Annotated in this window: 14 protein-coding genes; 6 read left to right on the forward strand and 8 right to left on the reverse strand. The window is 57.6% G+C overall.

Annotated elements, in window-relative coordinates; genetic code table 11:
* Nucleotides 1-17: 17 nt before the first annotated feature.
* Entirely contained in the window at nucleotides 18-923 is a 906-nt protein-coding gene (locus tag I2H38_RS04575) for a hypothetical protein (RefSeq protein ID WP_196270656.1), read from the reverse strand.
* A gap of 368 nt (nucleotides 924-1,291) precedes the next feature.
* Between I2H38_RS04575 and I2H38_RS04580 the strand changes: the two genes are divergently transcribed.
* Nucleotides 1,292-1,903, forward strand: coding sequence for a phosphoribosyltransferase (locus I2H38_RS04580; protein WP_229426555.1), 612 nt, complete (start codon nucleotides 1,292-1,294; stop codon nucleotides 1,901-1,903).
* Between the two features lie 300 nt (nucleotides 1,904-2,203).
* Complete coding sequence (gene prs, locus I2H38_RS04585) at nucleotides 2,204-3,676, forward strand: ribose-phosphate diphosphokinase (RefSeq protein ID WP_229426588.1); 1,473 nt, start codon at nucleotides 2,204-2,206, stop codon at nucleotides 3,674-3,676.
* Nucleotides 3,677-3,691: 15 nt separating this feature from the next.
* Here the strand turns inward: prs and I2H38_RS04590 are convergent, their stop codons facing one another.
* The 3 genes from I2H38_RS04590 to I2H38_RS04600 all read right to left on the reverse strand — a co-directional run bounded on the left by I2H38_RS04590 (nucleotide 3,692) and on the right by I2H38_RS04600 (nucleotide 5,042).
* Nucleotides 3,692-3,913 carry a hypothetical protein gene (locus tag I2H38_RS04590; RefSeq protein WP_196270659.1) on the reverse strand — a complete coding sequence of 74 codons (222 nt, stop codon included), beginning with the start codon at nucleotides 3,911-3,913 and terminating at the stop codon, nucleotides 3,692-3,694.
* Between the two features lie 67 nt (nucleotides 3,914-3,980).
* Entirely contained in the window at nucleotides 3,981-4,343 is a 363-nt protein-coding gene (locus tag I2H38_RS04595) for an SPW repeat protein (protein WP_196270660.1), read from the reverse strand.
* A 51-nt stretch (nucleotides 4,344-4,394) separates the two neighbouring features.
* Entirely contained in the window at nucleotides 4,395-5,042 is a 648-nt protein-coding gene (locus tag I2H38_RS04600; protein WP_196270661.1) for a BON domain-containing protein, read from the reverse strand.
* 467 nt (nucleotides 5,043-5,509) lie between these two features.
* Here I2H38_RS04600 and I2H38_RS04605 point away from each other — a divergent pair, with 467 nt between their 5' ends.
* The 4 genes from I2H38_RS04605 to I2H38_RS04620 all read left to right on the forward strand — a co-directional run bounded on the left by I2H38_RS04605 (nucleotide 5,510) and on the right by I2H38_RS04620 (nucleotide 10,916).
* The gene (locus I2H38_RS04605) at nucleotides 5,510-7,813 is read left to right on the forward strand and encodes a hybrid sensor histidine kinase/response regulator (RefSeq protein ID WP_229426556.1); all 2,304 of its coding nucleotides are present in this window, start codon (nucleotides 5,510-5,512) and stop codon (nucleotides 7,811-7,813) included.
* Between the two features lie 112 nt (nucleotides 7,814-7,925).
* Nucleotides 7,926-8,732 carry a helix-turn-helix domain-containing protein gene (locus I2H38_RS04610; RefSeq protein ID WP_196270662.1) on the forward strand — a complete coding sequence of 269 codons (807 nt, stop codon included), beginning with the start codon at nucleotides 7,926-7,928 and terminating at the stop codon, nucleotides 8,730-8,732.
* Nucleotides 8,733-9,285: 553 nt separating this feature from the next.
* A complete protein-coding gene (locus tag I2H38_RS04615) occupies nucleotides 9,286-10,032 on the forward strand; it encodes a CBS domain-containing protein (protein ID WP_196270663.1) in 747 nt (248 codons plus the stop codon).
* Nucleotides 10,033-10,067: 35 nt separating this feature from the next.
* Complete coding sequence (locus I2H38_RS04620) at nucleotides 10,068-10,916, forward strand: universal stress protein (RefSeq protein ID WP_196270664.1); 849 nt, start codon at nucleotides 10,068-10,070, stop codon at nucleotides 10,914-10,916.
* 9 nt (nucleotides 10,917-10,925) lie between these two features.
* Here I2H38_RS04620 and I2H38_RS21220 read toward each other — a convergent pair whose 3' ends face one another.
* The 4 genes from I2H38_RS21220 to I2H38_RS04640 all read right to left on the reverse strand — a co-directional run bounded on the left by I2H38_RS21220 (nucleotide 10,926) and on the right by I2H38_RS04640 (nucleotide 15,009).
* Nucleotides 10,926-11,762, reverse strand: a complete 837-nt coding sequence (locus I2H38_RS21220) for a universal stress protein (RefSeq protein ID WP_196270665.1) — start codon at nucleotides 11,760-11,762, stop codon at nucleotides 10,926-10,928.
* A gap of 52 nt (nucleotides 11,763-11,814) precedes the next feature.
* Nucleotides 11,815-12,132, reverse strand: coding sequence for a phasin family protein (locus tag I2H38_RS20665; protein ID WP_210324683.1), 318 nt, complete (start codon nucleotides 12,130-12,132; stop codon nucleotides 11,815-11,817).
* A gap of 98 nt (nucleotides 12,133-12,230) precedes the next feature.
* On the reverse strand, nucleotides 12,231-12,980 hold the full coding sequence (locus I2H38_RS04635; protein ID WP_196270667.1) for a response regulator: 750 nt from the start codon (nucleotides 12,978-12,980) through the stop codon (nucleotides 12,231-12,233).
* Between the two features lie 157 nt (nucleotides 12,981-13,137).
* The gene (locus tag I2H38_RS04640) at nucleotides 13,138-15,009 is read right to left on the reverse strand and encodes a PHA/PHB synthase family protein (protein ID WP_196270668.1); all 1,872 of its coding nucleotides are present in this window, start codon (nucleotides 15,007-15,009) and stop codon (nucleotides 13,138-13,140) included.
* Between the last annotated feature and the right edge of the window lie 30 nt (nucleotides 15,010-15,039).

Raw genomic sequence — 15,039 nt, forward strand, 5'->3', positions numbered from 1 at the left:
CGCAATGGTGCTGGCGTTTACTTTAGCGCGTGCTCGGCAAGATCGAGATATTGCTGAGCCAAAGGCGTCCATTTGGCTGGATCTCGCGGAGTTGGATCGAGCAGATGAGCGAGTGACAGCCGCGCGCGCAAGACCGCGTGGAGCGCCGTGTAAAGCGGGATGAGATCATGAGGAACTTCCTCCGACAGCGCATGTGCGACCTTTTCTATCAGAGCGGGGCCGAACCACGGCGCCTCGAGACGGGCGCACTCCAATCCCAGAAAGACTAACTCGTCGAATGGATCGACCAGCCGTAGTCGCGGATTGAACTCGAGGCAGTCGAAGATCACGATCGGCTCAGTCATGCAAATATGCTCTGGGCGCAAATCCCCATGACCGTCGACGATATGGCCCGATCTGCTCCGCTCTTCGAGCATCCCGCGCGCCTTTAGCAGCTCAGCATCGACCCGGTCGAGAAGTGTCGTGATCTTGGATTGATCCAGTAAATGCTTCGTACACGTAAGGGCATTCCGATTGTCCATCATTTCACCGACCGACCGATGGAAGCTCATATCTGGTGGAGCGGCGGGGCGTTGAGATTTTCGATAGAAGTCCGCCAGGACATGAGCGAGGCGCGCCACGTCGTCCTGGCCGATAAGTTTGCTTTTCAACATCACGTCGAGCATGCGATCCGCCGGCAACCGTCGCATTTCGATGACCCAATCAACGATAGAGCCTTCTCCTGCAAACGATAGCTTTCCTGTCTTACCCTGTACCAGCGGGACAACGCCCAAGTAGATTCCCGACGCAAGACGGCCATTCAGACGAAGCTCCTCCCTGCAATAGAACTCCCGCGCCGAAAGCGTCGAGAAATCGAGATATGGGTAGCGCACCGCCTTCTTCAGCTTGTAGACCCTGTCTCCGGCAAGAAAGACCCACGACATGTGGGTTTCCTTTGTCGCAATCTCACGCGGGATATGTGGGTAGGACGAGGGCCTGCTCAGGAAATTCACCTTGTCGGCAAGCGTAACGGCACCGTCAGGTTTCGGTTCTGACGAAGGAATTGTGTCAGCCGTAGGACGAGGAATCATCGGACAAGAAAGGCTGATCCCGGTGATCTCACCTTGATTCTCGTCAATGTATCCGCCGCAGCGCAGGCTATTCCTAACTCCATTAAAGCTTCACATGAGAACCCTATTCGCGGTGGGAGACATCTCATTTTCTCCGCCGAGCGGGCTGGAGACCTTGTCGAATGAACGAATTCGAGGATCGCTCAAGTGCCGGGCGTCTTTTGGCAATAGAGCTTGCGCGAATGCAACTGCCCAACCCGGTGGTCCTGGCACTTCCTCGGGGCGGCGTTCCAGTCGGATTCGAAATCGCGAAGGCGCTGAAAGCACCGCTTGATCTTCTCCTTGTCCGCAAGATTGGCCTGCCGGCCCAGCCTGAACTCGCAGCGGCGGCTGTTGTCGATGGCGAACGTATGGATATCGTGCTCAACGAAGAAGTCGTGTCCTGGGCTGGTCTCGACAACGAAACCATTGAGGCGCTGGCTCGGAAGGAGCTTAAGGAAATCGAACGTCGCCGGAAGGCCTACCTCTCCAATCGCCCTGCGGTTTCCGTGGCTGGACACACAGTTATCGTGGTTGACGACGGCATTGCCACCGGAACGACCGTTCGAGCCGCCCTAAAGGCTCTTGCCAAGCGGGGCGCGAAACACCTCGTACTTGCTGTGCCCGTCGCTCCAACGGATACGGTGATGTCCCTGCGAGGTCTTGTGGATGACGTGGTCTGTCTCGCGACCCCTCAAACATTTTTCGGGATCGGCGAATTCTATCGCGACTTTCACCAACTCTCCGATGAGGAGGTTCTGCACTACCTACGCAACGCGTCGACGCTGTCGGGCACAGATGAAATGGCAAGGTGAGAGAGAGGCGTCGGGCTTAGCAGGGTGAAAGGCGTGAGAACGGAGGAGACAATTCTCAATTCTATCGTGGTCGTTCCGAACGACAAATCGTCGGCGTGATCTGAGGCGCATGTCTCCTCAACTATCGAGAGTTTACGAGACGCGACGCCGCACACCCGGGCAACTCCTGTCACCGCGATGACCTTTCATAGGCGGTAGGTCTACCTAAAATTGAGAAAGATCAGCTCTCCCGGTAGGGACGAGGTTACCGTTCTGGAGTGCGCGCGCATGAATGGCGGAGCGGCGATGACGACGTTCGCAATGACAGATCCGGCTCTTCGGCGGCTGTTTGAAAGACTGGATTTCGCGCCGCAACCGAAGGATGGGTCGCTTGCGCGACTTCTCACATACTGGCAAGACCGGCGCGGTGGTGCAATCGCTCCCAGACCGCGTGACATCGCGGTCCCTGAGCTTGCTGAAGATGCGGCCAACGCCTTCGTCTTCCGGTTCAGCCCTGGTGGCCGCGACCTTGCCCTGATCTTCGGTGGAGCCGCACTGGAATCGCTGGTCGGCCCGTGCGATCCTGGTGCGGAGGTATTGACGGAGGCTGCGGGGCGGCGCGGCGTGGTCCGGTTGCGGCGGCTGGCGGATCTCGTTCGACCACGCGCCGAACCCGTATTGGCCGAGTTCATGGTGGCCTGGACGAACGGCAATAAGGCGAGGGTGGAAATGCTTGTCGCGCCCCTCTCAACCGACGGACGCATCGTCGACGGCTTGTTTGGTGGCTTGGCACTACGCCACATCCGGACGACAACCGCGCACGCAGGCCATGCCCTTCATGCCGCTCCAGCAAAAGACAAGCCGCTCATTTTCGCGCTGAAGACAGCGACCGAGTTTGGAGAGCGTGTCGCTCGGCATATCGGCGTTCCGCTTCAGAGTCATGAGGAGCGAGAGTTTGAGGATGGCGAGCACAAGACCAGACCGCTCATCGATGTGCGGGATAGCGACGTCCATGTGATCGCCGACCTTCATGGGGGGGGCGGACAAAGCGCCAATGACAGGCTCTGTCGCCTGCTCTTCTTCGTAGGCGCCCTGAACGATTCAGGCGCGGCCCGTGTCAGCGTGGTGGCACCATATTTGTGCTATTCGCGCAAAGATCGCCAAACCAAGCCATACGACCCAATCACGACGCGCTATGTCGCTCAACTTTTCGAGGCTGTCAAAACGCACCGCCTCATCACCATGGAGGCTCACAATCTCGCCGCCTTCCAAAATGCTTTCCGATGCGAAACGATGCACTTGAATGCAAATTCGGCGTTTATAGATCATCTCATCGAGACAACTGGCGGAAAGCCCCTAGCCATAGTGTCGCCGGACATTGGAGGCGCAAAGCGCGTCGAGACCTTCCGGCAAGACATCGAGAAGCACCTCGGCCATCCCGTTACGAAAGCCGTTTCAGACAAGCACCGCAGCCTCGGTCATCTTTCAGGCGACCTTTTCATGGGTGATGTTTCAGGTCGCGTTGCAGTGATCATGGATGACCTCATCAGCACCGGGTCGACTATGGCGCGGGTGGCAGCTCAGTGTCGCATGCACGGGGCAAGCCGCGTTTTCGTCATGGCCACTCATGGTGTCGGTGGGAACGCCGCGTTGAATAACCTCAAGCAACCCACAATCGACAAAGTTATTCTAACGAACACGATCCCTCAGGCCGCGAGTTTTCTGTCCGCGCTAGCGGATCGCCTCACCGTCCTCGATGTGTCTGAAGTATTTGCCAGAGCCATCAAACCATAGAAAATCTGCGATGGTCTAATCCGCACCGGACAGTGCATCATACAAATCGGACCGCTCCGACATCTCTTCCTCAATCACCTTGTCGATCACGTCGATCGCATCCTGAATCACTTTTAGATCCATGGCATAGTCGATCGACACGCGGTCGACTGACGCCACATCCTCAATGATCGCGCGGCGGCGCTCGACCAACCGTTCCCGCGCCCTTCTCGCGTTGTCGACAGGACTCGTCGCCATTTACTCCTTATCTCCTCTCCTCATGAGAACTCAGGCGGATGTTCGCCCACACCATCTCAGTCGCCGTCTAGGAAGTAAGGTAGATTCTGCGCAACTCCATCGCGGCAAAGGCAACGAGGCCCAATCCAACGAAGAGATGAACCCACATCGCAGCAACGACCCCAAAGAAGCCGAGAAGCCACGGCGAAGCGGCTGTCCAAAGGCCGACTATCAAATTGAGCCATTCTTCCCAATCGTATGCACGAGAGATCGCCGAAAGCGCGATAAAGAGAGCGAGGGCGCCGCAGAACCAGGCGTTCCATGCGGCAAGCGGATCCGCGCGAAAGCCGAAAATCCAGGGCGAGGAAAACAGCAATGCACCCAGTACGGCGTTGGTGACATTAATTGCCGTATCAACATTCTTTCCGGTATTATTTTCGGTCGCCTTCATGGAAGCCTCCCATAGAAGACCCACTCGATGCCACGATCGCGTTGGCGAACGTCAAGCGACAACCAGTCGATCCTCAACCGCCTTGACGCCGGGTGCGGACCAAGCCGCGCGTTCGATTACGACGCGCTCGTACCAATCATGAACCTTGCCGTCCAACACGACCTTGTCGTCCTTGACGGTAACTTTGACAGAATCAGCCTCAATTTCAGCACTCCGCTTGAGTGCTTCCAGGATTTTTTTCTCGACGTCAGGAGCTTGCACGCGAGGCTTGATCTCAATCATATTGGCGACGCCCACCACACCAGACAATTTCCGGATTGCGGATTCAGCCGCCAATCTCTGATATTGCCATTCCACGTGACCCGTCAGTGTGATCCACCCTTTCTGGACCTTCACCTGAACAGCGTCGTCGGGCACACGGGCGTCCCATGCAAGGATGTTCAGAGCGCGCTTTGCAATCTCGTCGTCGGAGGTCTTCTTGTCGGTGGGATACCGAACCTCTATTTCCTCGGCGACGGCGCGTACGCCTTTGGTCCGCTGAACGGCATGCTCGACAGCGACTTTCTCTGCATAGCTCCCGACATGGCCACTAAGCGTTACGACGCCCTTCTCAACGGCAACTCCGATATGGGCAGCATCGATACTGGGTTCATAGTCCAACTCGTCGAGGACCAACTGGCGAAGGATCTTGTCATCCATGGAGGCCTGCTCCTATTCTGCGTATTGCCTGGCTTTCCGTCCGTCATTTCTGGTGCCGAGCGATGAGATCTGACGCTTTTCCGGCCTCGGCAAACTGATTTTGCTCAATCCAGTTGTGAAAACACGACGCGGTCAGCCGAAAGTTCGTTGATCGAATGACCCGCCCGAAGGGAAGACATCCTCTGCGCCGTTTACGCGATTATTGATAAATATCAGCTTTCATTCTGGAATACCCACGACATATATAGCCGTATTCCTCGTTCGAAATTGTTTGCAAGCCCTGATCTTGGTCAATTTTCTATTCGATGAATATCTATATTTAATCAATCGCGTCCGTTTCGAGAAAAGCACTCTAGATTCGAGCATTTTCCGCAAAAAGTGGGAACCGGTTCTACATGGGCAATGCGCCGACCCAATCCGATCGGATCGGAGTGCATTCTAGAGCCGACTACGATGAGAAATGGCTCATGCTAGCAATGTGGCAAACCGTTTCGACGACCATTGTCCGCGGCCTTAGTAAATCCGCCCTGAAGCCGGAACGGTTCTTGCTGTTTTCTCTGACGCTCGCGGCATTTGTCTTCGCGTTGGATGCCGCTCTCCCCGCCGAGTATTCAATCGGCTTTCTGTATGTTCCAATCATGCTCCTGGCTTTTTGGATTGAGCATCGGCGCTCGATCTTGCTTGTTGCAACGATCCTCACGGCGCTCGCGATACTCGGCTACGTCATCTCTCCGTTGAGCGCTCACTACGGCAGCGTTCCTACTATCTTCAACCGCGTACTTGCTATCAGTACCATTTGGTGGATTGCTCTCCTCGCCCTCCTGCATCAAATGGCCCGACGCGCCGTACTGGCAAGCGAGCAGACCTTACGCGATGCGCAGGAACTGGCACGACTTGGACGCGTCGATTTCTTTGGTCACGACGCGATGCGCGGCGTCATCTCGGCAGAGACGCTCGGCCATCTTGGCATTCGACATCCTGGGCCATCGCTCTCCTGGCGAGAATTTCTGGAGCGATATGTCCATGCTGAGGACCGTGCTCAGCTCGCCGGGTATGTCGATCGATCTCTCCATCAGCATCTTCCGTTCGAGCTTGAGTTTCGGATTACCCAGGCAGATGGCGTGACAAGACGAATCAGGTGCCACGGCGAGCCGCGAAATGGCGGGAGCGGATCGCCTCGAGTCATCGCCACACTTTTGGATGTGACGCAGCTGCGCGCGGCTGAGGAGGCTACGCGGCAGAAGGAGGCGAGGCTACGCTCGATTTTGGAAACGGCGCCGGAGGCTATCGTCACGATCGACGAGCATGGGCGGATCGAGTCTTTCAGCAAATCGGCTGAAGTCCTTTTCGGCTATATGGCACAGGAAGTTATTGGGGAGAATATCCGCATCCTTATGCCATCCCCCCATCGGGAGCAGCACGACAACTATATCAGTCGCTACTTGATGACGCACGAGCCACGCATCATCGGGATTGGACGCCTCGTCGCCGGGCAACGCCGAAATGGAAGCACGTTCCCGATGGAGCTTGCAGTCGGCGAGGCGATTGTCGGCGGCCAGAGGATTTTCACCGGCTTCATTCGAGACATGACGAGCCGGCAACGAATCGAGCAGGAGCTGCGGCAAGCGCAGAAGATGGAAGCAATCGGCCAGTTGACCGGTGGCATCGCTCATGATTTCAACAACCTCCTGACCGTCGTGATGGGGAACCTCGAGATGCTTGAGGCGTCCGCGCGTCTCAAGGGCAAGGATCGGGCGCTTCTCTCAGAAACTCAGGACGCCGCCCAGCAAGGCGCCAAGCTCACACAGCGCCTGCTCGCCTTCGGCCGAAGACAACCCCTCAATCCCACACTCGTCGATGTCGGTCAGTTGGTATCGGATTTCACCAGCCTGCTGCGTAGGACGTTGGGTGGATCGATCGAGATGAGAACCACCATACGCGGCGATCACTACAACGCCTTCATCGATGAGCCGCAGCTTCAGAATGCGCTCTTGAACCTAGCGCTCAACGCACGGGACGCTATGCCGCAAGGCGGCATTCTGACGATTGATGTCACCCGGGCCGAGGTCGATGCGGATTATGCGCAGATCTACTCCGAAGCCAAGCCTGGCCGTTTCATACTCTTGACCGTGTGCGACACGGGCATCGGGATGACCCCAGAGGTGCAACAGAAGGCGTTCGAGCCCTTCTTCTCCACAAAGCCTGCGGGCGCGGGGACGGGTCTCGGGCTCAGCATGATTTACGGGTTCGTCAAGCAATCCGGCGGCCAGATCCAGCTCTACAGCGAGCCGAGCCACGGCACCACGGTCCGTATCTTCCTGCCACTTGTGGAAAACGGGCAGGCCACCGGAACGGAGCACGCCAAGCCGAAACCTCAATCCTTCCAGTCGCGCGGCGAGACAATTCTTGTCGTCGAGGACGATGCAAGGGTCCGTCGTGTCACCGTCGCGCGGCTCAGGGCGCTAGGCTATTCGGTCATCGAAACCGGGGACGCCACAGAAGCGCTTCATGCGCTCGGAAACGGTCGGTCAATCGATCTTCTTTTCACCGATATCGTCATGCCCGGCGGTATGACGGGAACGGAACTCGCTCGCCGGGTCAGAGCGGAATATCCGCACATCCATATCCTTCTGACGTCAGGCTATGCGGAGCCAGATCTCCTTGAGCAGGAATTTACCGATGGCACAGCTTGGTTGAAGAAGCCCTATACCGCGGCAGAGCTGGCTCGCGAGCTGCAAGACGTATTTCGAACTCTGCGCGTTGATCGCTGAATTCCTGTTACAAAATGTTACATATCCTCACGCGCGGTTACGGTTAGACCATCAAGAAGTGCGTATTGAATCCTCAACTGCGACCGCTCGATCACCAATAAGGAGCGGCCTCATGGCCTATTCCGCAAGCCCAATCATCGACCACTTTGCCGGACCTATCGGCCAAGCCAGGCTATCCCTCGAAGACGTATTCGCGACCCGGGTTTCCGAGTTTTGCCACGCGGGGCATTCGATTTTTTGGGAGGGGGATGTCGCCTCGGACACGTTCAGAGTCAGCGAAGGCGTTTTGAGGCTCTACAGGATCTTGCCGGATGGTCGGCGTGCCATCACCGGCTTCGCCTTTCCCGGCGATGTTCTCGGGCTCGCCTTTCATGACCGGTACTTTTATACGGCGGAGGCAGTGACGACCGTAAGACTGCGCCGCTTTCCCCACGGACGGCTTCAGGCGCTCGCGGCGGATTGCCCTCATCTTCATTATGAAATTCTACAGGTGATCGCGAACGAGCTTGGAGCAGCCCAGGAACAGATGGTTCTTCTTGGGCAAAAAAGCGCCGAGGAGCGGGTCGCCAGTTTTCTTCTGATGAACGGCCTTCGGGTCGCCAAGGACCGATCGGCTCCGATCGTCTTCGATCTCCCGATGACACGACTCGATATGGCGGATTACCTCGGTCTCACGATCGAAACAGTTTGCCGAGCGGTGACCAAACTCCGGCAAGCCGGCCTTGTCTCGCTGGAGGGCCGCCACAAGGTATTCCTGCACAAACCGGATGAGCTGGCCCGCTTTGCCGGCCAGGATGACTCGGGATGTCCCGGTATGATCAAGGTGACCCATCAGGCGTCTTGGCCCCGGCATGCGATGGCGAACCTGAATGATGAGCTGGAGCCTGCGGCGTCCCGAACCTGCGATCATTCCCACTAGTCCACGCCACCGAAGGACCGTCCCGACTGAGGCCGTGCCACATTGTGAGGGGGGAACGTTTTCGAGCGGGGAGAATTTTATCGTCACGTCAAACGACAAATGTCCGCACGGTGAAGAGCCCGCATCAACATTTTCGCCTGCAACGGCGACAAAACCCACGACCCGTTTCGAAAGCGGGCTTTGGATAATGATCATTTTGCAACGCGATTGTGGTGAGCCTCATGCCGGGTCCTTGCTTCTCCATTCCTCCAGTCATCGTCGGCGTTCCGGTTCCCATGAGCGCATATTGGCTGCGGAACTCCGCGCCCGATAGTTTGAAGGAAGTCGACTGGCCCTGCCCGCTTGCCGCGAATGGGAACGAAATGAGGACCCTTCAGACTGCCGTTTCTGGCCTCGGACACGGGCCAGGAAGCAGTTGAACGATATTCCTGGCAAAGCCGCCGGTCTGCGAAATTCGGTGCTTTCAATTTGATCCTAATCAATCCGAACGAATGAAACTTGGCATAAACACACTGCCTGATCGCCCAAATCCGGGCTGGGATTGGAGACCGCGATGCAGGCGACAGACCTCATGACGCGGGAGATTATCAGCGTTGGACCCGACACGTCGGTTGTTCAGGCTGCGGAGCTCATGCTGAAGAACCGCATCAGTGGGCTCCCGGTCCTCGACGCCACGGGTCGGCTTGTCGGAATGCTCACGGAAGGCGATCTTCTTCGACGATCTGAGTTGGGAACAGATCGCAAAAGGCCACACTGGCTCGAGCTTATCCTCAGCCCCGGCAAGCTCGCGGCCGAGTACGTCAAGACCCACGGCAGGAAAGTGTCCGATGTGATGACGGGGCCTGCGATCACCGCGAACGAGGACACCCCCCTGAGCGAAGTTGTCTCCCTCATGAACGAAAACCGGATCAAGCGGATTCCGATTGTGAGGAACGGTTTGGCGATCGGTATCGTGAGCAGGGCTGATGTCCTGCGCGGGCTCGCCGCGAATCTTGAACAAGGGGCCGTCCCCGTCAGTGCGGCGGATAGCGAGATCAGGGACACGATTCTGCGCGAGCTCAAGACTCAAAGTTGGGCACCGATCGCGCTTCTCAATGTCTCGGTTACGAATGGCGTCGCGGAACTCTGGGGCACCTTGCTCGACGAGCGAGAACGCGCCGCGATTCGCGTCGCGGTCGAGAACATTCCCGGCGTGAAGGCCCTGCGGGACCACCTCGTTTTTGTCGAGCCGTATAGTGGGACCGTTGTCTATCGGCCCGACATGGCAAGCGACCAGCAAGAAACCGCGCCGTCGACCTGATGAGCCGAGAGTGGCGCCATCAATGGAGAGTTTCGATGATTAAAGACGTTCTCGTCCATCTGGACGGCACCCCCGAGGATGAGGAGCGCCTTCAGTTTTCTGAGATGATCGCATCGACCTCTCAGGCGCACATCACCGGCCTATTTACGAACCCGCTGCCCGATTATGCGGGGATGGTTTCGATGGATGGCGGGGCCGCAGCCGCGGGGGTCCTCGCCGCGCTGGAGGATGAGGCGCGACGTCAGGGGGATCTCGTCGAGCAGCGGCTGGCAGAGCGATTTTCTCGCCTTGCGGTACCCAATGAAATCCGGCGGGTGGATGAAACCCGGGGCATGTTGACGGACACCGTTGCGAGGGAGACCCGTTGGACTGATCTTTTCGTCATGAGCCGGCCGTATCGCGAGAACCATGCCGCCCGCTGGGATGACCTTTTCGAAGCTGCTCTCTTTGAAAGCGGCCGAGGCGTCGTCGTGGTGCCTCCGAAGTGGCGGTCGACGGATAGCATCCGGCGCGTCCTCGTCTGCTGGCGCGACAGTCGGGAAGCCAGTCACGCCCTCGCCGAAGCTCTGCCATTGATCGAGGGTGCAGTGCGAACCGCGATCCTTGTCGTCGATCCCGAGCAGGACGAAACTGGGCAGAGGATCGATCCGGTGGCAGATATCGCGAGATATCTCGACCACCATGGGACCCAGGTCGAGGCGAACATTGTCGAGAGCGACGGCCGTGGCGTGAGCGATGTCATCCTCGACCAGGCGCGCAGGCTCTCAGCCGACCTCATCGTTATGGGTGGCTATGGACACTCCCGCGCTCGCGAGTGGATCATCGGAGGCGCAACGCAGGAGATGCTGGGCACATCCGAATTTCCGATCCTGATGGCTCATTAGAAGTGGAATTTAATGTGCCAGCAACAGGGGAATCGGCGAGAGATGGAGTAATTCCCGCGTGACCCCTCCAAGCACCCATTCGCGAATGCGTGCATGGCCGTAGCCTCCCGTCACCATCAGATCGGCATCGGTCTTCTCGGCCTCCTTAATGAGGATTTCAGAGACCCGCTCCCCGTTCGTGCGCAACACGCAGATGTTTGCCTTGACTCCATGGTGTTCGAGATGGCGAAGGAGGCGGGCGCTCGGATGCTCCTCGGCCTCCACGATTTCCGGATCGACCAGAACAGCTGTAACCTCGCGAGCTTTCTTCAGAAGGGGCATCGCTTCCGCAAGAGCATGAGCAGCCTCACGGCTGGCGTTCCACGCGATGACGACATGTTCCACAGCGTGACGGACGGGCTTCTTTTCCGGAACGATGAGAATTCCGCGGCCTGACCCGAACAAAACACCCTCCACCAGGCCAAGCCAGCGTTGGGCGCCATCGCGGGTATAGGGGCGCAACACGATGCAGATGTCGGCACCTCGCGCTTCAAGAGCCCCGGCTTCCGGAATTTCATCCGAGAAGGCGTCGATCCGCCTGATCTCATACGGGAGATTGAGGCGTGACAGCCTCTCGGCGAGGCTCTTCTGAATCCGGTCTCCTTCGTCACGGGCCTGATCCAGCAATTTTTCGAGCAATTGGGCGCCGACATAGCCAGCCTCGATCGGCATCGCCCCCGGAACCATCCGGTTGAGAAACAGCCCCGTTACGTGCGCTTCGAACGCTCTAGCAATCGGCTCCATATGAGAAATCCGCCAGTCGTCGTCGGCGGTTCCGTCCAGATGAACAAGGACGTCCTTGATCACGCAAACCTCCGTCAAACGACCTTATCCATCCGCACGTTTGAAACCGAGCTGTTCACGCCGCTTTCTGCGACGTCATGACGGATCGGGCCTCCTGCATGATTGTGCCGGTTTCAGTCATGTAATCCGAAACAGTGGCCTGCGCGAAGGAGGCCTGCGATTCAAATGCCTCGGCGGCGGTTTTGCATTGTGCGAGACAAGCCAGATGCTCAGCTTGCGCCTGAAAACGATGCCCCATGAAGCGGAAGGACTCGCTCATCAGCATCAGTGGGAGATCAAGAGCGGATGATTTCCAAAACCCAGCGAACGACGTGAGCGAGTCCAACGATTCCTGCGACGGCTTATTCGTGTTGCTTGCTTTTATTCCCACCATGGCTGTGGCTCCTATATTATGGCTTCTCAGTGCTTCGTTTTAGCTCTGATCGAAGGGACGGACCATGCCAGCCGTTTCCCCGGCTGCATTGATCAATGTCAGTCCTGGTGAGAGTTCTCGCCTGCCTTGACCTCCGCTGCGAAAACATAGCCGACACCGCGGACGGATTTGATGAGAACGGGCTTCTTCGGGTCCGTCTCGACCTTCTTTCTCAAGCGTACGACTTGAGCATCGATCGAGCGGTCGAAAGCATCCCATCCGCGTCCCTTCGTGATGCCCATCAGTTGGTCACGCTTCAAAACCCGTTGCGGGTGCGTGACAAAAACATGCAGCAGATCAAACTCACCGCTCGTCAGCGGGACATCCCTGCCATCGGGAGCGGTCAGTCGCCGCCGACCTGGGTCGAGCAACCATCCGTCAAAGTTGAAGGTCTGCGTGTCCGCCTCGTTGCGTTCTTCACGGATGTGATGAACGCGTCGGAGCAGACTACGAATTCGTGCCAGAACCTCCCTCAAATGGAACGGCTTCGCCATATAGTCGTCTGCGCCAATTTCAAGGCCGATCACACAGTCGATCGTGTCGTTGCGCCCGGTCAACATAATGATTCCCGCATCAGGTGCGGTCTGGCGAATTTCCTGGGTGAGAGCCAAGCCGTCGTCCCCAGGAAGAATGAGATCAAGCAAAATGATATCAGCGGCATCTTTCTGAAGTACGTTGCGCATGGCCGCCCCATCTTCCGCCGTGCTCGTGCGAAAGCCCTCTTCCGACAAGTAGCGGCTGAGCATCTGCCTGATACGAGGATCGTCGTCGACGATCAGAACGTGTGGTCTGCCGAGCTTCTCGAGCATGATAGCCCTCAGAACATCAACCATTCGGTTTGTTACAAATCGTTACATTTCTATGGAATTGGAGCGCGCTGCTAAAACGACAAGACGCTTGGCACACGATGAGCCCGGATAAGAGGCGTCACGAAAACTGCCTAGCTTGATATCGGAAAAGCGGATGTCAGGGCTCGAGGACGTATGAACCGGGTGCTTCGGCGAGCGGGGCATAGCCTGCATCTTCGGCGCCTATGTCGGGCTGTTCCTGCGGCGCCCCTGAATTCGCGGCGAGCCACTCTACCCATTCCGGCCACCAGGATCCCTCGTGATATTGCGCGCGCGCCCGCCAGGTATCCGGATCCAGATAGTGATCCTGCGCGAAACGGGTCATCACATGGTAACTTCGGTCGGGGTGGCCCGGCTCTGAAACCACACCTGCGTTGTGGCCGCCTGCTGTCAGGACGAATGTCACGTCAGCGTCGCTCAAGAGGTGGATCTTGTAGACCGAACGCCAAGGCGCAACGTGATCGTATTCTGTGCCGAGCGCGAAAATCGGAACACGGATATCGGTCAATGCGACGGGGCGGCCTTCCGCATGGAAACGTCCTTCTGCCAGGTCATTGTTCAGAAAAAGCCGCCGCAAATATTCGGAATGCATGCGGAACGGCAGTCGGGTGGCGTCGGCGTTCCACGCCATGAGGTCGTTTATCGGCTCGCGTTCGCCCATGAGGTACTGGCTGATCCAGCGGGACCAAATGAGGTCGTTCGAGCGCAGGAGCTGGAACGCACCTGCCATCTGCTTCGCGTCGAGATATCCCTGCTGCCACATCAAATCCTCCAGGAAGTTGACCTGGCTCTCGTTGATGAACAGCATCAATTCGCCGGCCTCAGTGAAATCCGCTTCGGCCGCGAAGAGGCTGACGGATTTCAGACTATCGTCTCCATCCCTCGCCATGGCGGCCGCCGCGATCAGGAGCAACGTTCCGCCAAGACAATAACCCGTTGCATGGATTCGCTGCCTTGGAACAATCGTTCGTATCGCTTTGACTGCCGCCATGATTCCATCGGTGCGGTAGTTGTCGAGACTCAAACTGCGATCGCTCTCGGTTGGATTTCGCCAGGATATCATGAAGACCGTAAAGCCCTGCTCGACCAGGTATCGGACCAACGAGTTCTCCGGCGACAAGTCGAGAATATAATACTTCATAATCCACGCCGGAACGATCAACACTGGCTCCGGTCGGACCTTTGCCGTTGTTGGAAGATACTGGATCAGCTCGATCAGATGATTCCGGTAAATCACTCTGCCGGGCGCTCGCGCCACATCTCGCCCGACCTGAAATTTGTCGGCGCCAATGGGTTTGCGGCCGGCCATGACGCGTTCCCAGTCCTCAAACAGGTTCCGCATACCCTGGAACAAATTCATCCCGCCGGTTTCGAGCGTTTTTTGTAGCACGAGAGGATTGGTTGGGATGAAATTGGAGGGAGCCGCCATGTCGAGAAGTTGTCGCGTGACAAACTCAACTACTCTCTCATGTTGCTTGGTAACGCCGTTTACATGGGTCGTCGCGTTGTACCACCATTGCTGTTGCAGCAGGAACGACTGGTAGGTCACATTGAAAGGCCAAGCCTGCCATTCCACAGCGGAGAAGCGATGGTCCTGCGGCAAGGGCTCGATGCACGGCTCGACGGGTTGGCCGCCTTCGCGGCTGCGGATGCAATATTGGCCCAGCCGCATGAGCTTGCGGATCGTCTTATCGATCAGTTCAAGTTGCTTCCCTGGTGCGGTGGCAAGATGGGTCCCCCAATCCAGAAACGCACCCATGAGTGCAGCGGGGGAAAGACCGCTGGTCAACCGTGCTACCGAAGCGTGAAAGGCTCGGTCGAGATCCTCGCCGATCTCTGTGGTGAGCGGCAGGTTGCCCAGGTCCTCAAGTGGAGGTGGCGATTTCGGTGGGATCGGCAGCATCGGCTTGACGGGAACACGGATTTTTCGCCCGGGGGGAGCCGCGATGGCCCTTTTCTTGGATAGGCGGGTCCTACGGCGCTCTGCCATCAAAGAATCCTTTGAGAGACCCGTTGACAC

Origin of the sequence: Microvirga alba, from assembly GCF_015694465.1 — a bacterium.
Taxonomy (GTDB): Bacteria; Pseudomonadota; Alphaproteobacteria; order Rhizobiales; family Beijerinckiaceae; genus Microvirga; species Microvirga alba.